At 70.3% G+C, this 23,674-nt stretch carries 17 protein-coding genes; 11 read left to right on the forward strand and 6 right to left on the reverse strand.

Annotated features, from left to right (window positions below; all coding sequences use genetic code 11):
* Nucleotides 1–89 precede the first annotated feature (89 nt).
* The 3 genes from AC3A57_RS09380 to AC3A57_RS09390 form a co-directional block, all read right to left on the reverse strand.
* On the reverse strand, nucleotides 90–1,760 hold the full coding sequence (locus tag AC3A57_RS09380) for a pseudouridine synthase (protein WP_487578663.1): 1,671 nt from the start codon (nucleotides 1,758–1,760) through the stop codon (nucleotides 90–92).
* Complete coding sequence (gene scpB / locus AC3A57_RS09385; protein ID WP_487578664.1) at nucleotides 1,757–2,692, reverse strand: SMC-Scp complex subunit ScpB; 936 nt, start codon at nucleotides 2,690–2,692, stop codon at nucleotides 1,757–1,759. Before scpB ends, AC3A57_RS09380 begins: the two co-directional genes overlap by 4 nt.
* A 95-nt stretch (nucleotides 2,693–2,787) precedes the next feature.
* Nucleotides 2,788–3,696 carry a segregation and condensation protein A gene (locus AC3A57_RS09390; protein WP_487578665.1) on the reverse strand — a complete coding sequence of 303 codons (909 nt, stop codon included), beginning with the start codon at nucleotides 3,694–3,696 and terminating at the stop codon, nucleotides 2,788–2,790.
* Nucleotides 3,697–4,195: 499 nt separating this feature from the next.
* Between AC3A57_RS09390 and AC3A57_RS09395 the strand changes: the two genes are divergently transcribed.
* From AC3A57_RS09395 to AC3A57_RS09445, 11 genes are all read left to right on the forward strand, one after another.
* Nucleotides 4,196–4,780, forward strand: coding sequence for a hypothetical protein (locus AC3A57_RS09395; protein WP_487578666.1), 585 nt, complete (start codon nucleotides 4,196–4,198; stop codon nucleotides 4,778–4,780).
* Between the two features lie 69 nt (nucleotides 4,781–4,849).
* Nucleotides 4,850–6,163: an XVIPCD domain-containing protein gene (locus AC3A57_RS09400; protein WP_487578667.1), complete on the forward strand. Its 1,314-nt coding sequence runs from the start codon at nucleotides 4,850–4,852 to the stop codon at nucleotides 6,161–6,163.
* A 382-nt stretch (nucleotides 6,164–6,545) separates the two neighbouring features.
* Entirely contained in the window at nucleotides 6,546–6,845 is a 300-nt protein-coding gene (locus AC3A57_RS09405) for a YciI family protein (RefSeq protein ID WP_487578668.1), read from the forward strand.
* A complete protein-coding gene (locus tag AC3A57_RS09410) occupies nucleotides 6,842–7,138 on the forward strand; it encodes a BolA family protein (RefSeq protein ID WP_487578669.1) in 297 nt (98 codons plus the stop codon). Before AC3A57_RS09405 ends, AC3A57_RS09410 begins: the two co-directional genes overlap by 4 nt.
* A 191-nt stretch (nucleotides 7,139–7,329) precedes the next feature.
* Entirely contained in the window at nucleotides 7,330–8,370 is a 1,041-nt protein-coding gene (locus tag AC3A57_RS09415; protein WP_487578670.1) for a LacI family DNA-binding transcriptional regulator, read from the forward strand.
* A gap of 100 nt (nucleotides 8,371–8,470) precedes the next feature.
* Complete coding sequence (locus AC3A57_RS09420; RefSeq protein ID WP_487578671.1) at nucleotides 8,471–11,506, forward strand: TonB-dependent receptor; 3,036 nt, start codon at nucleotides 8,471–8,473, stop codon at nucleotides 11,504–11,506.
* A gap of 82 nt (nucleotides 11,507–11,588) precedes the next feature.
* On the forward strand, nucleotides 11,589–13,247 hold the full coding sequence (locus AC3A57_RS09425; RefSeq protein WP_487578672.1) for a glucoamylase family protein: 1,659 nt from the start codon (nucleotides 11,589–11,591) through the stop codon (nucleotides 13,245–13,247).
* A 229-nt stretch (nucleotides 13,248–13,476) separates the two neighbouring features.
* Nucleotides 13,477–14,790 carry a sugar ABC transporter substrate-binding protein gene (locus AC3A57_RS09430; protein ID WP_487578673.1) on the forward strand — a complete coding sequence of 438 codons (1,314 nt, stop codon included), beginning with the start codon at nucleotides 13,477–13,479 and terminating at the stop codon, nucleotides 14,788–14,790.
* Nucleotides 14,787–15,665: a carbohydrate ABC transporter permease gene (locus tag AC3A57_RS09435; protein WP_487578674.1), complete on the forward strand. Its 879-nt coding sequence runs from the start codon at nucleotides 14,787–14,789 to the stop codon at nucleotides 15,663–15,665. The genes AC3A57_RS09430 and AC3A57_RS09435 overlap by 4 nt, the downstream gene beginning before the upstream one ends.
* Nucleotides 15,662–16,498: a carbohydrate ABC transporter permease gene (locus tag AC3A57_RS09440; protein WP_487578675.1), complete on the forward strand. Its 837-nt coding sequence runs from the start codon at nucleotides 15,662–15,664 to the stop codon at nucleotides 16,496–16,498. The genes AC3A57_RS09435 and AC3A57_RS09440 overlap by 4 nt, the downstream gene beginning before the upstream one ends.
* A gap of 148 nt (nucleotides 16,499–16,646) precedes the next feature.
* Entirely contained in the window at nucleotides 16,647–19,808 is a 3,162-nt protein-coding gene (locus tag AC3A57_RS09445; RefSeq protein ID WP_487578841.1) for a discoidin domain-containing protein, read from the forward strand.
* 219 nt (nucleotides 19,809–20,027) lie between these two features.
* On the opposite strand, the gene pgl is transcribed toward AC3A57_RS09445, so the two are convergent.
* From pgl to zwf, 3 genes are all read right to left on the reverse strand, one after another.
* Nucleotides 20,028–20,774, reverse strand: coding sequence for a 6-phosphogluconolactonase (gene pgl, locus AC3A57_RS09450; RefSeq protein ID WP_487578676.1), 747 nt, complete (start codon nucleotides 20,772–20,774; stop codon nucleotides 20,028–20,030).
* 142 nt (nucleotides 20,775–20,916) lie between these two features.
* Nucleotides 20,917–21,906: a glucokinase gene (gene glk / locus AC3A57_RS09455; protein ID WP_487578677.1), complete on the reverse strand. Its 990-nt coding sequence runs from the start codon at nucleotides 21,904–21,906 to the stop codon at nucleotides 20,917–20,919.
* Nucleotides 21,903–23,324: a glucose-6-phosphate dehydrogenase gene (gene zwf, locus AC3A57_RS09460; protein ID WP_487578678.1), complete on the reverse strand. Its 1,422-nt coding sequence runs from the start codon at nucleotides 23,322–23,324 to the stop codon at nucleotides 21,903–21,905. Before zwf ends, glk begins: the two co-directional genes overlap by 4 nt.
* Between the last annotated feature and the right edge of the window lie 350 nt (nucleotides 23,325–23,674).

The raw sequence follows: 23,674 nt of genomic DNA on the forward strand, positions 1-23,674 counted from the left end.
ACGCTGCTTGTGCAATGCAGGGCGCAAGGCAGGCGCAGAAACGACACGGGGCGCCTTAGCGCCCCGTGTCTCGATCGACCGCTACCGACTCAGCCGCGCGGGCCGCGTCCGCCGCCGGGACGGCCGCCGCCGCGCGGGCCGCCGGGCCGCGGGCCCTGCGGACGTGCGGCATTGCCGGGACGTCCGGTGCCGCCGGGGCGCCCGCCCGGCTTGCCGCCGCCCGGACGCGCGTTGCCGCGCGGGCGTTCGCCGTAAGGGTTGAAACCGCCCGGGTTGGCGTGGTCGGAGGGGAAGGAGGTCGAGGCGTTGCCGGGGTGACCGTAGGGACGCGCGCTGCGCTGGGACTGGCCCGCGCCACCGCCGCCGCTGCGGCGTTCGCCGCCGAAACCACCGCCGCCGCCAGCGCCGCCACCGCGACGTTCGCCGCCGGCACCGCCACCGCCGCCACGGCGTTCGCCGTAGGGACCGCCGCTGCGCTCGCCGCCGAAGCCGCCCGCGCCGCCGGCCGAGCGGCCGCGACCACCGCCGCCACCGCCGCCGGCCTTGGTGCCGTAAGGCTTCTTGCCGCGGCCGTCGGGATTACGGTGACCGCTGGGGCCGGTTTCCACGCCTTCCGGTACGTACCAGGTGCGGAACGCGGCGGGGTTGCCGTCCGGCAGCGGCTTGGGACCCTTTTCCTTGCGCTGCTTGAACGGCTTGTGCGACTGCTTGGCCGCGGCTTCGCCGCTGACCGTGAGGCCGCCGTGCTTGCGCGGGCCGCCGCGGCCGTTGCGGTCTTCGCGCACGTGGTCGAAGCGGCGCAGTTCGCGGCCTTCGTCGGCGGTGTTGTGGCCGCCGACGTAACCGTGCGAGCGCTCGCCGCCGGACAGGTGCACGGTCGACTTGGTCGCCTTGCGCTGGCCGATCACCGGTTGCAGGGTCAGCGCCGACGGGGCGCCGTCTTCCAGGCCGAGCTGGGTGCGCAGGGCTTCGACCTTGTCGGCCGCCAGTTCCTGCGAGTGGCCGCGCAGCAGTTCGCGCGGCAGCGCGACCTTGCCGTAGCGGATGCGCTTGAGGCGGCTGACCTGGCAGCCCTGCGACTCCCACAGCCGGCGCACTTCGCGGTTGCGGCCTTCCTTGACCACGACCCGGAACCAGTCGTGCGAATCGCTGCCGCCGATGCGCTCGATTTCGTCGAACTTGGCCGGGCCGTCGTCGAGGGCGACGCCTCGGGCGAGGCGGTCGACCAGGTTGTCCGGCACCGTTTCCTGGCCTTCCGGCGCGCGCACCCGGCAGACGTACTCGCGCTCGACCTCGAAGGAGGGATGCATCAGCGCATTGGCGAGTTCGCCGTCGGTGGTCAGCAGCAGCAGGCCGGTGGTATTGATGTCGAGGCGGCCGATCGCGATCCAGCGCGCGCCCTTGAGCGCGGGCAGCGAATCGAAGATGGTCGGCCGGCCTTCGGGATCTTCGCGGGTGGTGACTTCGCCTTCGGGCTTGTTGTACATCAGCACGCGCGAGGCCTCGGTCAGCGCGCTGGCGACGAAGCCGCGGCCGTCCAGCTCGACCTTGTCGCCGCTCTTGATGCTGACGCCGATCTGGGCGACTTCGCCGTTGACCTTGACCAGGCCGTCGGCGATGCGCTGCTCGAGCGCGCGGCGCGAGCCCAGGCCCGCTTGCGCCAGCACCTTGTGCAGGCGTTCTTCCAGTCGCGGCGCTTCGCTGGCGACGGTGTCGGTGCCGCGCTTGAGGGACAGCTTGCGGCGGGTTTCTTCAGTCATTTCTCTTGCTCCGGCCGGTCGTCTTCGGACTCGGCCTCAAGTTCCGGAACGGTCGTCGTCTCGACGGCGTGTTGGTCTTGCTCGTGATCGTTCGCGTCCGCCGCGCGCTCGCCCGGCGCGGCTTCGGGGTCGTCCGACAGGACGTTGTGTTCGGGGTCTTGCGTGGCCTCGGCGGAGTCGCCTTCGGCTTCGTGCTCGGGTTCTGCGCCGGTTTCGCCGGTTTCGGCCGCGGGCGCCGCTTCGGCGCCGTCTTCGGCGGCCGCGTCGTCGTCGCTGTCGGCCTGGTCCTGGTTGGCGGCCTCGCCGACGCCGGGGGCGCCTTCAGCGCCGGCTTCGCCGTCGCCCGTGGCGATGCCGCCGGCGGCGATCGGCGCGCCGTCGAGCGGCAGCTGCGGTTCGAGCTCGCCGATGTCCTTGAGTTCGGACAGCGGCGGCAGGTCGTCCAGGCGCTTGAGGCCGAAATAGTCGAGGAAGGCCTTGGTGGTGCCGAACAGGGCCGGCTTGCCGGGCACGTCGCGGTGGCCGACGACGCGGATCCACTCGCGCTCTTCCAGCGCCTTGATGATGTTGCTGCTGACCGCGACCCCGCGCACCTGTTCGATCTCGCCGCGGGTGATCGGCTGGCGGTAGGCGATCAGGGCCAGGGTTTCCAGGGTGGCGCGGGTGTAGCGGGTCTGGCGTTCGGTCCACAGCCGGGCGACCCAGGCGTGCACGTCGGCCTGGACCTGGAAGCGGAAGCCGGAGGCGACCTCGACCAGTTCCACGCCGCGTTCGGCGCAGCCTTCGCGCAGGGTCTGCAGCGCGGTCTCGACGCTGTCCGGCGGCGGCGGCTGATCTTCCGGAAACAGCGCATGCAGTTGCGCCAGCGTCAACGGCTGGTTGGCCGCGAGCAGGGCGGCTTCGACGATGCGGGTGACTAGAAGTTGGTCCATGCGGGCCGGGGAAGTCGGGAATGGGGAATCGGGAATCGGGAATCGGGAAGCGATAAAGCCTTAAGTCGAAGCCGAGGGCGTCGGTGCGGACGCGGTCATGGCGCCTGTTCGTCGTTGGCAGCGTCGTCGAACTCGCTGCTGAGTTCGATTTCCGCCGGGTCGGTCATCAGCGCCAGCGACTTGACGTAGATCGGCGCCAGCGGCCCGTCCTGGACGATCTCGATCAATTGTTCCTTGGCCAGGGTCAGCAGGCCGAGGAAGGTGACCACCACCCCGAGCCGGCCCTCTTCGGCCGTGAACAAGGTCTCGAAGCGATGGAACACGCCGTCGGACATGCGGGTGAGCAGCTCGCCCATGCGCTGGCGCACGCTCAACGCGTCGCGCTTGATCGCGTGCTGGGTGTACAGCTCGGCACGCTTGAATACGTCGTGCAGGGCCAGCAGCATCTCGCGCAGCTCCACCGGCGGCGGCAGCTTGACCGCGGCCCGGTCCGGCACGAAGGCCTGCACCGGCGTGGTGTCGCGGTCCTGGCGGGGCAGGGTGTCGATGTCCTCGGCCGCCTTCTTGAACCGCTCGTACTCCTGCAGGCGGCGCACCAGTTCGGCGCGCGGGTCCTCCTCCAGGCCTTCCTCGTTGGGCGCGCGCGGCAGCAGCATGCGCGACTTGATCTCGGCCAGCATCGCGGCCATGACCAGATAGTCGGCGGCCAGCTCGAAGCGCATCTCGTGCATGGCCTGGATGTAGTCGACGTACTGGCGGGTGATGTCCGCCACCGGAATGTCGAGGATGTCCAGGTTCTGCCGGCGGATCAGGTACAGCAACAAGTCGAGCGGGCCCTCGAAGGCCTCCAGGATCACCTCCAGCGCGTCCGGCGGGATGTACAGATCCTGCGGGATCTGCAGAACCGGCTGGCCGTGGACCACCGCCAGCGGCATTTCCTGCTGCTGCGGCGGCGTCGGCGCTGGCGTGGGTTCGGTCGCGGCGGGCGCGGAATCGTTGGTCATTCGAGGCCGGCCCCTCCGGGCCGTGGGCACTGCAGTTGCGACGAGGCTTGCGGCACAGGGCCGCATCGGGACGCCGCCCGGGGTCGTGCGAAGACCGGATCGGGTTCCCTACGGGTGCTACGGGCCACTCAAAAGTCGTGTGCTTTGGCCCGAACGGTCCCGGCCTGCCGGCGCGCGGGGCGACGGTCTCAGGCGGAGGAGGTTGCGGGCGCCGGCCGGTGCACTGCAGCTTGGCACGGCGTACCGGCGCACCGATGGTGTGCGTGGGAGTACGGGTGCTGAACGTGGCGACGGGGTGGGGCCGGTCGCGACGGGCCGCTGCGGCTGGCCTGGGGCATTGACAGTTAGGGTAAGGGCTGGGGCCGGCACTGTCCAGCGTCCGGCCTGAACGCCGCCGCCACGGACCGGCGGCCCCGGCCCAGGCGGGCCGGGGTTTCCCGCGCATGCCGCACTGCGATTAGACTGTGCCACGGGGAACAACCTACGGATTGGTATTGAGATGAAGGAAGCCACCACGCTCGCCCTGGCGCTGGCCGCGGCGTTGAGCCTGGCCGCCTGCGATCGGGCCGCGGCCCCGCAAGCCTCCGCGCCCGCGACGGCCGCCGCCGCACCCGCGGCGGACACCACTGCGGCCGCTCCGGCGACCGCCCCGGCCGCGGCGCCCGCCGCGCGTCCTGCGCTGCCGGCCGAAGCCTGCCAGCGCAGCGAGGACGGCTTCGGCGCCTTCTTCGAACGCTACGTCCAGGATCCGGCGGTGCGCGCCGGCTATACCGCCGCCCAGCTCGAGATCCGCGACCTGCGCGATCCGGCCAAGCCCGGCCGCAGCGTGCCGCGCGAACAGGCCGACCCGTTCCGGATCGCCCTGGTCGACAGCCAGTGGGTCTACGACGAGCCGGGCAAAGACCCCGGCCAGCTCGAACGCATCGACAGCCGGCGCAAGCTCGACGGCGATCGCATGCGGGTCGATTTCGTCCGCGCCGAATTCACCCCCGACGACGACGTCGCCAGCACCAAGGGGGCGCCGGAAGCCTATGTATTCACGTTCGAACAAGGGTGCTGGCAGCTGAGCCAACAGCTGCGCTGACGCCTGCCGCCGCTGTCGCCGGCAACGGCAGCGGAAGCCCGGAACCACCAACGACAAGGAGAAGTTACGATGCCCAAATATTCGATCGTCGAATCGGTCGGCCGTAATGTGGAACACGTCCACGATTACCAAGACCTCGAGCGCCATCACCCCAGCCGCGGCAACGAACGCGGCCGCGTCTACGGCACGGTCAACGGCGAGCGCGAAGAGCTGCTCGGCAACTACCGCGGCACGCCGACCGTCTCGCGCGACGGCGACTACTACGTGTCCAAGGACTTCGTCCTGCAGGCCGGCGGTTCCAGTTCGGTGGCCGTGCCCGCGGTCGCCAGCGGCTACATCGGCCGGGTCGATCCCAGCGACGGCATCGTCCAGATCTACGACCGACCGGCCAGCGATCCGAACCGCGAGATGATCGCCCAGTACCGTCACCTGGACCTGCGCAACACCCACCTGCAGGCCGGCGACCGGATCGAGTACGGCCAGTCGGTCGGCATCCAGGGCGGCTTCAACAACGGCAATCCCAGCGCGTTCGGCAAGCACGTCCACATCGACATCAACACCAGCTACCTGCCGCAGATGGAGCGCTACGTGCGCGACCTCGACAGCGGCGCGATCACCACCGACCGGCGCCCGCCGGCGCAGGACAACCTGACCGGCCCGGCCCGGGTCAGCGACGTGTCCGGCAACGGCCGCAGCGTGCACAACCCCGGCGGCAACGGCTCGCAGCCGCGCCCGGAGGCGATGGCCGACGGCGTGCTGCGCAAGGACGAACGCGGCCCGGACGTGCAGAACCTGCAGGACCGCCTCAACCAGCTCGGCTTCCGCGATGCGGCCGGCCACGCCCTGACCGCCGACGGCAAGTTCGGCCAGCGCACCAAGGAGGCCGTGCAGGCCTTCCAGCGCGCGCACGGCCTGGAAGACGACGGCATCGTCGGCCGCGACACCTTCAACGCGTTGCGCAACGCCCAGCGCGCCGATGCGCCGGCGCGTTCGGCCGATCCGGCGCGCTCGCCGCTGCTGTCGGACGCCAACCACCCCGACAACGCCATGTACCGGCAAGCGGTGACCGGCCTGGAGAAGCTCGGCGGGTTCCGCAATCACCAGGACCTGGAGCGCGCGGCGGCCACGCTGACCTACGACGCGCGGGTCAGCGGCATGAACCGGATCGACCACGTGGTGCCCAACGCCAGCGGCACCGGCCTGTTCGCGGTCCAGGGCGAGCCGACCGACCCCGGCCACCGGCGCGCCTTCGCCGACCGCGATCAGGCGGTGCAGCAGAGCGTCGAGCAGTCGACCCAGAAGCTGCAGCAGGACGTGCCGGCGATGGCGCCGCAGGTCGCCCAGCCGAGCCAGGCGCAGGCGCAGCGGCCGATGACCGCCTGAGTTGGTCGCACCCGGCGTGAAGCGCGGCCCGCATCGGCGACGGTGCGGGCCGTGTCGTTTGGGGGCGGGAGAAGGGCGGCGAGACGGCGGCATGCGAAGCGCGGGATCGCCCGCAGCCTTCACCCCAGCCCCATCCCGGCCCGAACGCACGGCGTTGGGGCGTTCGGTGCCGCGCGAGCCGGTGGCTCGCAAGCGCAGCCCCTCACCCCGCAAGCGGGAAAGGGGCTGATACGAGGTTGCGGTCTTTTCGCGCGAGCGGGAGAGGGTGCCCCGCAGGAGCGGACGAGGGCAGGGCGTCGACGCGCCGCATCCGGCAGCGCCGGTCGCGCGCGCGACGCCGTTAGAATGCGGGCCTTGCCCGCTTACGAGGTCGCTGGTCGCCATGTGGTATCTGATCGAGGGTTACGACGTCGCCGATGCGCTGCCCAGGCGCGGTCCCGCGCGCCCCGCGCATCTGGCGCGGCTGGAAGCGCTGCGCGACCAGGGCCGCCTGCTGCTGGCCGGGCCGTGCCCGGCGATCGACGCCGAAGATCCGGGCCCGGCCGGTTTCAGCGGCAGCCTGATCGTGGCCGAGTTCGAATCGCTGCAGGCCGCGCGCGCCTGGGCCGACGCGGATCCGTACGTGGAGGCCGGCGTCTACGCGCGGGTCGAGGTGCGGCCGTTCCGCAAGGTGCTGCCGTGAGCGCCGGGCCGTTGCCGCGCGAGCGGCGCGTCGCCGCGATCCGCGCCGCGATCGAGGCCGCGCTGGCGCCGCAGGCGCTGGAGATCGAGGACGAAAGCCACCGCCATGCCGGCCACGCCGGCGCCCAGGACGGGCGCGGCCACTTCCGCGTCGCGGTGGTCAGCGAGGCCTTCGCCGGGCTCAGCCCGATCGCGCGCCATCGCGCGGTCTATGCCGCGGTCGGCGAGTTGATGAACACCGATATCCACGCGCTGGCGATCAGCGCGCGCACGCCCGCCGAAGCCTCGCGCTGATCGCGCCCGCCGCGCCCCTGCGACGCGCTGCGCGGTTTCGATCATCGGCCGCATCGAAGCGTCGACGGTTTTGTCGCGACGCAGCATAATGGCCCCGGAAGGGCGCGGCTAACGGGCGCTTTACACTCGTGGCTGAAAACGTTTACAGTCGGCCCACTTTCCCACCGCGAGAGGGGCGGTCCAGGAACGTGGTGAGCGTGACGATCAAAGACGTCGCCCGCGCGGCGCAGGTGTCGGTGGCGACCGTGTCGCGAACCTTGAACGGCCACGGCAACGTCGCCGAAGAGGTGCGCCGGCGCGTGCTCGCCGTGGCCCGCGACCTGCGCTATACGCCGCACGCCGCGGCGCGCAGCCTCAGCAGCCGGCGCACCCAGACCCTGGGCGTGGTCCTGCCGGACCTGCATGGCGAATTCTTCTCCGAACTGGTGCGCGGCGTCGACCAGATCGCGCGCGAACACCGCCTGCACCTGCTGGTGTCCAGCTACCACGGCTGCCCGGAAGAGCAGGTCGCCGCCTTGCGCGCGATGCGCGGACGGGTCGACGGCCTGCTGGTGATGTCGCCGTACGCGCAGGCGCAGACCACCGTCGCCGAAGAACTCGACAGCGCGCTGCCGGTGGTGCTGATCAATTCGCAGGATGCCGTGCCGGGGCCGATGTCGCTGAGCATCGACAACTACGGCGGCGCCCAGGCGATGGTCGACTATCTGATCGACTGCGGCCACCGCCGGATCGCTTTCATCGCCGGCCCCGAAGCCAACTACGACGCCCACGAGCGACTGCGCGGTTATCGCGAAGCGCTGGCGCGGCGCCTGCCCGAGGCCGCCGAATGGGTGCTGCCGGGCGAGTTCGACGAAGCCTCCGGCCATCGCGCCGGACAGGCGCTGCTGGCGGCGCCGCAACGCCCCGATGCGGTGTTCGCGGCCAACGACATGATGGCCCTGGGTTGCTTGTTCGCGTTCGCCCAGGCCGGACTGAAGGTGCCCGACGACGTCGCCGTGGCCGGTTTCGACGACATTCCCTTGGCCCGCTACGTGCACCCGACGCTCACGACCATGCGGGTCAATATCGCCGAATTGGGCGCGCGGGCGGCGCGCCTGTTGTTGAGCAAGCTCACCGCCGACCCGGCGCCGCAGGACGCGGCGCCAACCACCGACGAACCGCGGCAAACGCAACTGCTGCAGCCGGAACTGATCGTTCGCGAATCGGGCATGCGTCGAGGGGGCGACGGCTGATCCGCGCGGAAAAAAATTTGGCTGCGGCTGTAAGCGATTACACAAACGCCGCTCCACCGCAACGACTTGCTGTACGTGCTCCTTGGAGGGAGGAAAGCATATGAACCCAACGACCCCGCGCAACCCGATGCAAAGACCCGGCCGCAGCCTGCTGGCCTGCGCCCTGGCCGGCTGCCTGGCGATGGCCGCGCCGGCCGCGCTGGCGCAAAGCACCGCCGCGACCATCCGCGGCGTGGTCAGCGGCGACGCCGGCCCGGCCGCCAACGCCAACGTCACCGCGACCAACCTGGCCAGCGGCCTCAGCCGCAAGGTGCAGACCAGCGCCGACGGCAACTACACCCTGGCCGGTCTGCCGCCGGGCACCTATCGCATCGACGTGGACGCGGGAGGCAAGACCAATTCGCGCAACGTCACCGTCGCGGTCGGCCAGTCGGCCACGCTCAACGTTTCCACCGGCGGCCTCGCCGAGACCGCGCCGGCGGGCGAAGCGACCGAGCTGGACAAGGTCACGGTGACCAGCGAAGCGCTGGCCGAGGTGCGCACCTCGGAGAACGCGACCTACATCAGCACCAAGCAGATCGAATCGCTGCCGCAGGGCACGCGCAACTTCCTCGCCTTCGCCGACACCGTGCCGGGCGTGCAGTTCGTCCAGTCCGGCAACGGCTCGACCTCGATCCGCAGCGGCGCGCAGAGCTCCAACGGGGTCAACGTCTACATCGACGGCGTCGGCCAGAAGAACTACGTCCTGCCCGGCGGCGTCGGCGGCCAGGACGACACCCGCGGCAACCCGTTCCCGCAGTCGGCGATCGGCGAATACAAGGTCATCACCTCGAACTACAAGGCCGAGTTCGACCAGCTCAGCAGCGCCGCGATCACCGCGGTGACGCGCTCGGGCGGCAACGAATTCCACGGCGACTTCTTCTGGGACTACACCGCCGAGAAGTGGCGCTCGCCGACCCCGGCCGAGGAAAAGGCCGGGCGCAAGACCGACTCCAAGGAAGAGCAGTACGGCGTTTCCTTCAGCGGCCCGATCCTGCGCGACCGCGCGCACTTCTTCGTCGCCTACGAGGCCAAGGAATACAACACGCCGTTCACGATCAAGCCCGGCGAGGGCGTGAGCGTGGCCCAGCTGCCGGCGCAGTTCCAGTCGCTGGTCGGCGGCGTCAACGCACCGTTCAAGGAAGACCTGTACTTCGCCAAGATCGACTGGCTGCTCGGCGACAACCACTATTTCGAACTGACCGGCAAGTACCGCGACGAGACCGAGATCACCGGCGTCGACGGCATCAACACCGTGCCGTTCGGCACCGCCAAGGACAATAGCGACAAGCGCCTGGATCTGCGCTACCAGTACACCGGCCAGGGCTGGATCAACGACGCCCACCTGACTTACGAGGACGCCAGCTACAACCCGCGCGCCAACGCCTTCGGCAACGGCTATGTGCTGACCCGCGCCGACATCGATTCCAACGGCGGCAAGCGCGTGCTCAACGCCGGCCCCGGCGAGAACTTCCAGAACAAGGCGCAGAAGGGCTATTCGTTCCAGGACGACCTGACCCTGACCGACCTGCAGTGGCACGGCTACCACACGGTCAAGATGGGGCTGAAGTACAAGCGCATCGACATCAGCGCCGCCGAGCAGATCCCCTACAACCCGCAGTTCTTCTACGACATCGACCGCGACCTGGGCGCGCCCTACCTGGTCCGATTCGGCGCCGGCCTGCCGGGCATCGCCGACGGCAGCGTCGAGTCGCGCAACAAGCAGTTCGGCATCTACATCCAGGACGACTGGGAGGTCAACGACAAGCTGACCCTGAACCTCGGCATCCGCTGGGATTACGAGACCAGCGACGTCTACACCGACTACCGCACCCCGGCCGACGTGGTCGCCGCGCTCAACAGCCAGGACCCGCGCGCGCCGGCCGGGCAGAGCTATCGCCAGACCCTCGCCCTGGGCGGCATCGATCTCAACGACTACATCAGCACCGGCCGCGAGCGCAGCAACTTCAAGGACGCGTTCCAGCCGCGCCTGGGCTTCTCCTACGATCTCAACGCCGACCAGCGCCACGTGATCTACGGCGGCGCCGGCCGCGCCTACGACCGCAACATCTTCAACAACCTGCAGCTGGAAACCACCAAGGGCACCTTCCCGACCTATTCGTTCCGCTTCAACCAACCCGGCCATGCCTGCACCCCGGGCGTCCGCGACTGCCTGGCCTTCGATCCGCGCTACTTCGACCGCGCGGCGCTGGAAGCCCTGGTCGCGGCGAATCCGAACAACGGCCGCGAGGTGTTCCTGCTCAACAACGATCTGAAGACCCCGTACTCGGATCAGTTCAGCATCGGCATGCGCAACGCGCTGACCATCGGCGAGACCGAATGGCAGACCGACGTCGGCCTGTCGCGCATCGTCAGCAAGGACGGCTTCGCCTTCCTGCTCGGCAACCGCCGTCCCGACGGTTCGTTCTATCCGCCGGGCGCGCAGTGGGGCGCGCCGTTCGGCAACGGCATCCCGGGCTTCGGCCGCGCGCTGATCCTCGGCGTCAACGGCATCGAGACCCGCGCCAATTCGCTGCTGGTCAAGATCGACAAGCCCTATACCCGCGAGTCGGGCTGGGGCGTGACCGTGGCCTATACGCTGACCGACGCCGAGGAGAATCGCGAGAACGGCGAGTCGTTCTCGCTCGACCATCCCAGCCTGGCCGGCTTCGGCTGGCACGACGCCAAGGGCGTGCCGCGCCATCGCCTGGTCGCCACCGGCATTTACGATGGTCCGTGGGGGCTGACGTTCTCGGGCAAGCTGACCGTGGCCAGCCCGACCGGCTACTACTTCGTCAATTGCTCGCAGGCGCCGGCCGGCAACGACGGCCAGTGCTTCACCGACCAGTTCAAGCCCGACGACACGATCGGCTTCAAGCAACTCGACCTGGCGGTGAGCAAGGAGTTCGATACCGGCGCCGGGATCAAGTTCCGCATCCGCGGCGACCTGCTCAACGTCACCAACGAGCGCAACTACAACCAGTACGAAACCTATGCCGGGCGCCTGGGCGCGCCGAACGCCAAGTTCGGCGAGCACCAGGACGGCATCATCCTGCCGACGCGCATGTTCAAGCTGTCGATGGGCTTCAGCTGGTGATGCCGCGCGCGTCGGCCGCGATCGCGGCCGGCGCCGCTTCCTAGAGTTCGATTCAATCAAAGACAGGGGTCTTGGGTTTTTCATGCGACGCGTCAAGCCGGCAACACGAGCAGTTTCCTTCGCGGTCCTGGGCGCGCTGTTGCTGGCGCTGTCGGCCTGCAAGAAGCCCGAGACGCAATCGCAGACCCAGCCGATCGTGACGCCGGAACCGGTGACGGTGGAGCCGTTGAAGCAAGAGCGGCTGGAGCTGCCGCCGCTGTTCCGCGACATCGAAAAGCGCACCTTCCAGTTCTTCTGGGACACCAGCAACGAGCAGAACGGGCTGACCCCCGACCGCTATCCGTCGCGGCCGTTCGCCAGCATCGCCTCGGTCGGCTTCGCCCTGACCGCGTACCCGATCGGGATCGAGCGCGGCTGGGTCAGCCGCACCCAGGCGGTCGACCGCACCCTGACCACGCTGAAGTTCCTGCGCGACCTGCCCAGCGGCCCGCAGGCCAGCGGCAAGGGCAGCTACAAGGGCTTCTACTATCACTTCCTCGACATGCAGAAGGGCCAGCGCTACGACAGCTGGGTCGAGCTGTCGAGCGTGGACACCGGCCTGCTGATGATGGGCGTGCTGTTCGCCCAGTCCTACTACGATCGCGACGACGCTCGCGAGAAGGAAATCCGGGCGATCGCCGACACCCTGTACAAGCGGGTGGACTGGCAGTGGCTGCAGCAGAACAAGCCGCTGATCTCGATGGGCTGGTTCCCCGAGTCGGGCTTCATCAAGCACGATTGGATGGGCTACAACGAGGCCATGCTGCTGTACGTGCTGGCGCTGGGCTCGCCGACCCATCCGGTCGAGCCGGAAGCCTGGACGGTGTGGACGCGCACCTACAACGACGTCTGGGGCGTGTACCAGGGCGAGGAGTTCCTGGCCTTCGGCCCGCTGTTCGGCCACCAGTACAGCCACGTCTGGATCGATTTCCGCGGCATCCAGGACGATTACATGCGCGAGCGCGGGATCGACTACTTCGAGAACAGCCGCCGCGCCGCCTACGCCCAGCGCGCTTATGCGATCGCCAATCCGATGAAGTGGGAGGACTACGGCCCCGAGCTGTGGGGCCTGACCGCCAGCGACGGCCCGCAGCAGACCCTGCAGGAGTATCGCGGCGAGCAGCGCCAGTTCCGCCATTACTCGGCGCGCGGCGCCGGCCTGCGCGAGAACTTCGACGACGGCACCATCGCCCCGACCGCGGCGATCGCCTCGCTGCCGTTCGCGCCGGAGATCGTGATCCCGACCACGGTGTCGATGCACGAGCGCTACGGCGAGTTCATCTACTCCAGCTACGGTTTCCTGGATTCGTTCAATCCCAGCTTCAAGTACGACATCCCGCTCAAGACCGGACGGCTGGTGCCGGACCAGGGCTGGGTGGCCAGCGATTACATCGGCATCGACCAGGGACCGATCCTGACCATGATCACGAACTACCGCAACGAGTTCGTGTGGAACGTGATGAAGCGCAATCCCTACATCCGCGAGGGCCTGCAGCGCGCCGGGTTCAAGGGCGGCTGGCTGACGCCGAAGGACGCCGCGTCGGGCAAGGACGGGGCCAAGCCGGGCGAAGCCGAGGCCGCGCCGGCGGCCAAGCCGTCCGGCACCATCGACCCGGCCACGGCGCGCGCGCTGGGCGAGGCGGAATCGCGCGCCAACCGCGGCAACGCGCCGGCCAAGCACAATGCGCCGAAGCCGGAATGAGGGCGTGAGAACGGGGGCGCCAGGCATCAGGCGTATCGACGGCGCTGGCGTTGCGTCGCCGATGCGGCTGCGTGATGCGTCACGCAAAGGCGAATCGCCCCTAGCCCGTCCGGCCAGCAGGCACAGCCTGCTGGCGTTCGATCATGCGCGAACCTTCGGTTCGCTGACGCACGCTCTCACCCTTTTCCGAAGGGGGGAACGAAGTGAGCGATGCGGGGAGGGGGCGCGGGTGTGGCGGACGATCGCGGCGGCACTGCTGGCGTTGCTGCTGGGCAGTTGCTCGGATACCGGCGACCGGCGCACAGTGGTTAAGTTCTGGGCGATGGGCTTCGAAGGCGAAGTCGTGCAGCGCCTGATTCCCGAGTTCGAACGGCGCAATCCGCAGCTGCGGGTCGAAGTGCAGCAACTGCCGATCACCGCCGCGCACGAGAAGCTGCTGACCGCGTTCGCCGGCGATTCGCTGCCGGACGTCGGCGCGATCGGCAACACCTGGATTTCCGAGTTCGCCTTGCTCGACGCGCTGGAGCCGCTGGACCGGCGCCTGGCCGGCAGCTCGGGCCCGCGCGGCGCCGACTACTTCGCCGGCGCCTGGGACACCGGCGTGATCGACGGCCGCACCTACGCGGTGCCGTGGTACGTCGAGACCCGCCTGCCGTACTACCGCAAGGACCTGCTCGCTCAGGCCGGGGTCGAGCGGCCGCCGGCGACCTGGGCCGAGTGGCGGCAGGCGATGGCCGCGATCAAGCGCAAGGTCGGGCCGGACCGTTACGCGGTGCTGTTTCCGCTCAACGAGCCCGAACCGCTGCTCAATCTGGGCATCCAGTCGCCCGATCCGCTGCTGCGCGACAACGGCCGCTACGGCAATTTCCGCAGCCCCGGCTTCAAGCGCGCGCTGGCGTTCTACCGCGAGGCCTTCGATCGCAAGTGGGCGCCGCTGGCCAGCAACACCCAGATCGCCAATGTCTGGAACGAGTTCGGCCGCGGCTATTTCAGCTTCTACGTCAACGGCCCCTGGAACATCGCCGAGTTCAAGAAACGCCTGCCGGCGAACCTGCAGGACCGCTGGACGACCATGCCCTTGCCCGGCGAGCACGGCCCGGGCGCGTCGGTGGCCGGCGGCGCCAGCTTCGTGCTGTTCCGCGGCTCGCCGCAGGCGGATGCAGCCTGGAAACTGATCGCGTATCTGTCCGAGCCCGAGGTGCAAGTGCGCTTTCACGGCCTGAGCGGCAACCTGCCGCCGCGGCGCGCCTCGTGGAATGCGCCGGCGCTGGTCGCCGACCCGTATGCGCGCGCGTTCCGCGACCAGCTCGAACGCGCGCGGCCGACGCCGAAGGTGCCGGAATGGGAGCGCATCGCGATGGAGATCAAGCTGGTCGGCGAGCAACTGGCCAACGGCCGGCTCAGCGTCGACGAGGCCGCGGCCGAGCTCGACCGCCGCGCCGACCGGATCTTGGAGAAGCGGCGCTGGATGCTCGACCATCGCAGCATCGGCGCCGCGGCCGACGCGGCCGACGCGGCCGACGCGGCCGGGGAGGGCGGATGAAGCCGTCCACCGCCGGCTGGGTGTTCGCCGCCCCCGCCTTGAGCGTGATCGGGGTGTTTTTCGCCGTGCCGGTGCTGGCGGCGCTGGCGCTGAGCCTGACCGACTTCGACATCTACGCCCTGGCGAATAGCGAGAACCTGCGCTTCGTCGGCTTCGACAACTATCTGAACCTGCTGCGCAACCCGCTGTTCTGGAGCGCATTGGGCAACACCCTGTACTTCGTCGCGGTCGGCGTGCCGCTGTCGATCGCGGTGTCGCTGGGCGCGGCATTGCTGCTGCATTCGCGCCTGGCCTGGTTCAAGCCCTTGTTCCGCACCGCGTTCTTCGCCCCGGTGGTGACCACGGTGGTCGCGGTGGCGGTGATCTGGCGCTATCTGCTGCACACCCGCTACGGCCTGATCAACTGGGGCCTGGGCCAGTTCGGCATCGATCCGGTGGATTGGCTCGGCGATCCGGACTGGGCGATGCCGGCGATCATCCTGTTCGCGGTGTGGAAGAACTTCGGCTACAACATGATCATCTTCCTCGCCGGCCTGCAGGCGATCCCGGAGGACCTGTACGAGGCGGCGCGCATCGACGGCGCCAGCCCGGCGCGGCAGTTCCGCCACATCACCCTGCCGATCCTCGGCCCGGTGCTGCTGATGGTCAGCATCCTGACCCTGGCCGGGTATTTCCAGTTGTTCGCCGAGCCTTACGTGATCACCCAGGGCGGCCCGCTGCAGAGCACGGTCAGCGTGCTGTACCTGATGTACGAAGAAGGCTTCAAGTGGTGGAACCTGGGCAACGCTTCGGCGGTGGCCTTCCTGCTGTTCGTGCTGATGACCGCGACCACCAGCGCGCTGATGTGGATCGCGCGCCGCAAGGGGGTCGAATGAACGAGGCGGGCATGCCGGCCTGGCTGGCCCGGGCCATCGTCAACGGCCTGCTGATCGCGCTGGCGGCGCTGAGCGTGGCGCCGCTGCTGTGGATGCTGGCGGTGTCGCTGATGCAGCCGGGCGAGGCCAGCGCGTTCCCGCCGCCGCTGCTGCCGTCGGCGCCGACCCTGCACAACTACGCCGAGCTGTTCTCGCGCATGGGCATGGGCCGCTACCTGCTCAACAGCTTCCTGATCTCGACCCTGGTCACCGCGATCGCGGTGCTGCTCAACACGCTGGCCGGCTACGCCTTCGCCAAGCTCGCCTTCGCCGGGCGCGAGCGGGTGTTCCGGCTGCTGCTGGCGGCGCTGGTGATCCCGGCCCAGGTGTCGATGATGCCGCTGTTCCTGATGCTCAAGCAGATGGGCCTGATCAACAGCTACGCCGGCGCGGTGGTGCCGGGCATGGCCGGGATCTTCGGCATCTTCCTGGTGCGCCAGTACGCGCGCTCGATCCCCGACGAGCTGCTGGAGGCGCCGCGCATCGACGGCGCCGGCGAGTGGCGGATCTTCTTCCAGATCGTGCTGCCGGTGCTGCGGCCGATCCTGGTGACCCTGGCGATCTTCAGCTTCCTCGGCGCCTGGAACGATTTCATGTGGCCGCTGATCGTGCTCAGCGACGACAGCCTGCAGACCCTGCCGGTGGCGCTGGCGTCGCTGTCGCGCGAGCACGTGCAGGACAACGAAATGATGATGGCCGGTTCGGTGGTGACTGTGGTGCCGGTGCTGTTGCTGTTCCTGGCCCTGCAGCGCTACTACCTGCAGGGCCTGCTGGTGGGCAGCGTCAAGGGCTGAAGCCGACGCCGCCGCGACCGCGCCGCGTGCGCGAACAGGCCGCGCACGACGCGGCACAGAGGTGCGAATGATGGCGACACTAGGCAGCGCGGCGGTCGCCGCGCGCTCGGCGGCGGCGCGGCCGCTGCGGATCGGCGCGCTGGCGCTGCTGGCCGCGATCGGCCTGCCGGCGGCGGCGGCGCAGGGGGCGTCGCGCCTGCTCGACGGCTTCGAATCGGCGGCGCCGTGGACGGTGGTGACGTCCAACCAGGTTCGGGCGAGCCTGCGTCCGGTCGATGGCGCGCAGGGCCGCGGCCTGTGCCTGGACTACGATTTCAACGGCGTGTCCGGTTACGCCGGGCTGCAGCGCGAACTGCCGGTCGAGTACCCGGACAACTACCGTTTCGATTTCCGCCTGCGCGGCGATTCGCCCGACAACGACCTGCAATTCAAGCTGGTCGACGCCAGCGGCGACAACGTGTGGTGGGTCAACAAGCCGCGCTACGTCTACCCCAGGCAATGGACGCCGGTGGCCTACAAGCAGCGCCACATCAGCCGCGCCTGGGGGCCGGCGCCGGACCCGGCCCTGCGCCGCAGCGCCAAGCTCGAATTCACCGTCTACAACAGCGTCGGCGGCAAGGGCTCGGTGTGCTTCGACGAACTGCGTTTCCAGGCCCTGCCCAAAGACGACGACGCGCCGTTGACTGGTGCGGTCTCGGCGACGTCCAGCGCGGCGGGCAGCCGCGCGGCGTTCGCGACCGACGGCGATCCGGCCACTGCCTGGCGCGCCGGTTTCCAGGTCGCGCCCGATCCGGCGCTGACCCTGGACCTGGGCCGGGTGCGCGAATTCGGCGGCCTGGCGCTGCAATGGGCCGACGACGGGTTCGCCTCGGATTACCGGATCGAGCTGTCCGACGACGGCCGGCGCTGGCGCGAAGCCTATGCGGTCAGCGGCGGCAACGGCGGCAGCGACCTGCTGCCGCTGCCGGAGAGCGAGGCGCGGTATCTGCGCCTGCGGCCGCTGCACGGCAGCGGACCGGGCTTCGGCCTGGCCGAGATCAGCGTGCAGCCGCTGGCGTTCGCGGCGACGCCGAACGATTACGTCAGGCAACTGGCCCAGCGCGCGCCGCGCGGAAGCTATCCGCGCGGCTTCAGCGGCGAGCAACCGTACTGGACCCTGTTCGGCACCGACGGCGGCGCGGTGCAGAGCCTGATCGGCGAGGACGGCGCGATCGAGCCGAACAAGGGCGGCTTCAGCGTCGAACCGTTCCTGTTGAGCGATCGCGGCGCCGGCGCCTCGGCGCATGGCCGGCTGCTGACCTGGGCCGACGCCGAGCTCGGCCAGGGCCTGCAGGACGGTTATCTGCCGATCCCCGGCGTGTCGTGGCAGGCCGATGACCTGCGCCTGGACATCGTCGCGTTCGCGCCCGAAACCGGCGCCCCCGGCGAGGACCAACGCATCGTCGCCCGCTACCGATTGCGCAACGACGGCGCACGGGCGCGCGATGCGACCCTGGCCTTGGCGCTGCGGCCCTTGCAGGTCAATCCGCCGACCCAGTTCCTGAGCACCACCGGCGGCGTCGGCGCGATCGGCACGATCGAGCTCGATCTGGCGGCGGGCCGGGTGAGCGCGGACGGCCGGCCGGCGCTGCAGTCGCTGACCCCGGTCGCGGCGGGTTTCGCCACCGCCCTGCACAGCGGCGAGGCGGTCGAACGCCTGCGCTCGCCGGCGCCGTGGCCGGACCAGGACCGGGTCGACGATCCGACCGGGCTGGCGTCGGCGGTGCTGTTGTACCCGATGCGGCTGGCGCCCGGCGAAACCCGCGAGGTCGCGGTGGAGCTGCCCAGGCGCGGCGACGGCTTCTGGCCGCAACGCGATCCGGCGCTGGCGGAGCAATGGCAGCAACGCACGGCGGCGTTGTGGCGCGAGAAGCTCGACAAGGTCCGCTTGCGCGTTCCCAAAGCCGGTCAGCACGTGGTCGACACCTTGCGCACCGGCCTGGCGCACATGCTGATCAGCCGGGTCGGCCCGCGCCTGCAGCCGGGCACGCGCTCTTACGCGCGCGCCTGGGTGCGCGACGGCGCGATGATCGGCGAGGGCCTGCTGCGCATGGGGCGCGAGGACGTGGCCGAGGAATTCCTGCGCTGGTATGCGCCGTACCAGTTCGACAACGGCAAAGTGCCGTGCTGCGTCGACGACCGCGGCAGCGACCCGGTGCCGGAGAACGACAGCCACGGCGAGCTGATCTTCACCGTCGCCGAGGTCTATCGTTACACCCGCGACCGCGCCCTGCTCGAGGCGATGTGGCCGCACGTGGCCGGCGCGGTGCGCTACATGGACGAGTTGCGCCTGAGCGAGCGCACCGAGGCCAACCGCGCGCGCAACCCGGCCTTCTACGGGATGATGCCGGCGTCGATCAGCCACGAGGGCTATTCGGCCAAGCCGATGCATTCGTACTGGGACAATTTCTGGGCGTTGCGCGGCTACAAGGACGCGGTCGACATCGCCCGGTGGCTGGGCAAGGACGAGCAGGCGCGCGCCTTCGCCGCATCGCGCGACGAGTTCCGCGCCGACCTGTACCGCTCGCTGGAAACCGCGGCGCAGGCGCACCGGATCGATTACCTGCCGGGCGCGGCCGAGCTCGGCGATTTCGACGCGACCTCCACCACCATCGCCCTGGCGCCGGGCGGCGAGCAAGGGCTGTTGCCCGAGCGCTTGCTGCGCAACACTTTCGAACGTTACTGGAAGGAGTTCGTCGAACGCCGCGACGGGCGCCGGCAGTGGAAGGACTACACCCCGTACGAGCTGCGCACCGTCGGCAGTTTCGTCCGCCTGGGCTGGCGCGAGCGCGCGCACGAAGCGCTGGCGTTCTTCTTCAAGGACCAGCAGCCGCGGGCCTGGAACCAGTGGGCGGAAGTGGTGTCGCGCACCCCGCGCGCGCCGTTTTTCGTCGGCGATCTGCCGCACGCCTGGGTCGAATCGGATTACGTGCGTTCGGCGCTGGACTTGTTCGCGTACACGCGCGACCGCGACCGCGCGCTGGTGATCGGCGCCGGCGTGCCCGGGGAATGGCTGGCGGGCGAGGGCGTGTCGGTCGAGGGTTTGCGCACGCCTTACGGCGAGTTGGGCTATCGCTTGCGCAGCGACGGCAAACAGCTGCGGCTGAGCCTGGCGTCCGGGCTCGACTGGCCGCCGGGCGGGGTGGTGCTGAAGTGGCCGTACGCCGGCGCTCCGGGCGCGACCCGGGTGGACGGAAAGACCGCTACGTGGACCGGCGACGAATTGAAGTTAGAGCGCGCGCCGGCGGAGGCGGTGGTCGAGCTGCGTTGAGGCGTATGCGCGGATCGTACGGCAGACGACACCGCTCCCGGCTTGGCCACGGTGTCCGATGTCGATCAGTGGCGACGACGTGGGGGTTCTGCGCGTTCCTTGTCGCGGCTTACGCCGCTCCTCCACAAGCGGTGTCGCGTGGCATCGCCGTCTGCAGGAGCGGCGTAAGCCGCGCCGCGTGGCCTCCAGAGCGGTGCTTGGCTGCACGAAAGATCACGCTCAGGGGTACCAGTGCACGTCCAGCGGCACCGGGCCTTGCAGGCCGATCAGCACCGGCCAGCGTTGCGGGTCGCCGCTGGCCAGCGCATGCAGGAACGCGTCGCGCTTGCCGGCGCCGTGGATCAGCAGGTAGCGCGCCTGCGCCTGGGCCAGGCCGCGCGGGGTGAGGCTGATCCGGCGCGGCCAGTCGCGCGCGCCGGGGCAGCCTTGGGCGTCGACCGCGACATAAGCCTGGCGCGAGGCCAGGGCCCGTTCCAGGCCGGCCATGCCGGGGAACAGCGAGGCGGTGTGGCCGTCTTCGCCCATGCCCAGCACCACCGCGCCGGCCGGCTGCAGCGCATGCGCATTGGCGGCGGCGACCGCTTCTTCGATGCGTTGCCCGGACCGGGTCAGGGATTCGAAGCGCGCCGCGGCGGCGTTGTCGCGCAGCAGGTGCTGGCGCACCAGCCAGGCGTTGCTGTCGGGATCGCCGGGCTGCAGCCAGCGCTCGTCGACCAGGGCGACGTCGACCCGCGCCCAGTCCAGCGGAGCGCGCGCCAGGGCGCGATAGACCGGCGCCGGGGTGGTGCCGCCGGACAGCAGCAGCCGCGCGCGCGAGCGGCGCTGCAGTTCGCGCCGCAGTTCGGCGGCGATCGCCACCGCACAGGCCCAGGTCCAGTGATCGATGCTGCGGTGCTCGTGCCAACGGTACGGCGCGGCCGCGATCTGGGCCGGGTCGTGCGGCGCGGGCAGGGAGTCCTCGAGCATGCGCCGATCTTCGCACGACGCGCTTTAAAACGGCGTTTGCGCGGGCGCCGCCGAGCGGGCCGGGACCCGGATGCACGAACGGCCGGTCGCAAGGTCCGGCCGTTCGCGTGGGGCGCCGCGCGGCGGCGACAGCGATGATTCGCTAAGAGGCCTGGGTCGGCACGCGCTGCGCCGCCAGCGCCGCGGCGCCGAGCAGTCCCGGCTGTGGGTGGGTCACCGCCAGGGTCGGGATCCGCGCCATGGTCGGCGAGAACCGGCCCTTGTGCTCGAAGCGCTGGCGGAAGCCGGAATGGGCCAGCCACGGCATCAGCTTGGGCACCAGGCCGCCGGGCAGGAACACGCCGTCCCAGGCGCCCAGGGTCAGCACCAGGTCGCCGGCGGCGGCGCCGAACACCGCGCAGAACAGGTCGATCGCGCGCAGGCAGCGGGGGTCGCCTTCGCGCGCCATCGCGGTGATGTCGGCCGGCTGCAGCGGGCCGGGGTCTTCGCCGGCGATCTGGCTCAGCGCGCGGTGCAGGTTGACCAGGCCGCTGCCGCTGATCAGGCGCTCGTTGGAGACCCGGCCGAACTCGCCCGACAGGCGCTGCAGCACCTCGATCTCCTCCGGCGTGCCCGGGGCGAAGCTGACGTGGCCGCCTTCGGTCTGCAGCGGGTAGTAGCGGCCGTCGCGGCGCAGCAGGCCGCCGACGCCCAGGCCGGTGCCGGGGCCGATGATGGCGTAGGTGCGGTCGCGCTCGTCGTCCCAGCCGTTCCAGCGCGCGCCGCCGATCGGCACCACGTCGCTCGGTTGCAGCAACGACGCCGCCATCGCCTGCGCGGCGAAATCGTTGACCAGGTCGATCCGGTTCAGGCCCAGCGCCAGGCGGGTGCGTTCGGCCGAAATCACCCAGGGGTGGTTGGTGATCCGCGCCTCGTCGCCGTCGACCCGTCCGGCCACCGCGAACACGCCATGGGTGGGCGTGGCGCCGCTGCGCTCGAGGTAGTGGCGCGCCGCATCGGCCAGCGAAGGGAAATCGGCGACGGCGAAGACCTGCACGCTGTCCGGGCACAACTGCGGGCGTGCGCCGTCGGTCTTGGACAGGGCGAAGCGGGCGTTGGTGCCGCCGATGTCCGCGAGCAGGGCGCCGCTCATGCGCGGCCTCCGCGCTGGCCGTTGAGCGGCGGCAGGAAGGCCTCGGCTTCGGTCGGGCCCCAGGAGCCGGCGGGGTACTCCAGCACCGGCTGGCGGTTGCGGCTCCAGGCCTGTTCGATGCTGTCGATCCACTGCCAGGCCGCTTCGATTTCGTCGTCGCGCACGAACAGGGTCTGGTTGCCGCGCAGCGCGTCGACCAGCAGCCGCTCGTAGGCGATGCGCCGCTGCGGCGAGGACGACATCGACAAGTCCAGCGACATCGGCCGCAGTTCCAGCGCGCCCCATTCCGGCGCGGCCAGGCTGCCCATCAGGCCGAGCTCGATGGTCTCGTCCGGCTGCAGGCGCATGCGCAGGTGGTTGGGACGTTCGCGGCCGCGCTTGGGCCGGTCGAACAGCCAGTGCGCGACCGGGCGGAACGAGACCACCACTTCGGTCGCGCGTTCGGCCAGGCGCTTGCCGGTGACCAGCCGGAACGGCACTCCGGCCCAGCGCCAGTTGTCGATCCAGGTCCGCACCGCGACGAAGGTCTCCACCGGCTGGTCGTGGACGAAGCCCTTGACCGCGCGGCCCTCGACCACGCCGGCGCCGTAGCGGCCGCGCACGGTGTGCTCGGCCACGTCGGCCTCGCTCATCGGCCGCAAAGCGCGCAGCACCTTGCGCTTCTCGTCGCGGATGCTGTCGGCGTCCAGCGCCGACGGCGGCTCCATCGCGATCAGCGCCAGCAGCTGCAGCATGTGGTTCTGGACCATGTCGCGCAGCGCGCCGTAATGGGCGTAATAGCCTTCGCGGCCGTCGACGCCGGCGGTCTCGCCGACCAGGATGTCGACCGACTCGATCCAGCGGTGCTGCCACACCGCTTCCAGCAAGGTATTGCCGAAGCGCAGGGCGAGCAGGTTCTGCACCGCCGCCTTGCCCAGGTAATGGTCGATGCGGAAGATCCGGGTTTCGTCCAGGCAGGCCTTGAGCGCGGCGTTGATCGCGCGCGCCGAGGCCAGGTCGCGGCCGATCGGTTTTTCCAGGACCAGGCGCGATTCGCCGTCGAGCAGGCCGGCGGCCTTCAGGCCCTGGGCGCAGGGCACGAACAGGTCCGGCGGGGTGGCCAGGTAGCTGACGCTGGGGCGGTCGGCGTAGGCCGACAGCGCCTGCGCGATCGCCGCCTCGTCGCGCAGGTCGACCGAGACGTAGGCGATCCGCGCCAGCAGGTCTTCGACCACGCCGGCGTCGTCGGCGGCCTCGGCCGCCATGCGCTCGCGCAGCCAGGCGCGGAATTCTTCCTCGCTCAGTTCTTGCCGGCCGACCGCGACGATGCGGAAGCTCGGCGGCAACAGGCGGTCGCGCCACAGATGGACCAGGGACGGAAACAGGTAACGCTGGGAGAGATCGCCGGTGGCGCCGAACAACAGCAGGGTGTCGTGCATGGAACGCGCGGACCAAAGGGGGAAGGGGGGAACTCGGGCGATCGCGACCGGCTTTCGAGCCGATGCGCGCGCGGACGCCGAGGCGGGGTCAAGCATATCGCCGCGGGGGCGTCCGGCGACATAGCGGCCGGACGCGGCGAGGCCGCGCGCCGCGATGCGCGCGATGGCGGCGCGGATCGCGCATTCTTGCCGGCACGCTCGTGCGCGACGGTGGGCGCGGGCGATCCGATCGCGGCCACGGTGCCGGGCGTCGCGGGCGTGCGCGCGTCGCCGCGGCGCGGACGCCGACGATGCGCGCACGGGGACGGGCGCCGGGTTCACGGCCCACCCTGCGCGAGGGTACGGTGGAG

The sequence above is a fragment of the Lysobacter sp. Soil_C_15 genome (assembly GCF_057657315.1).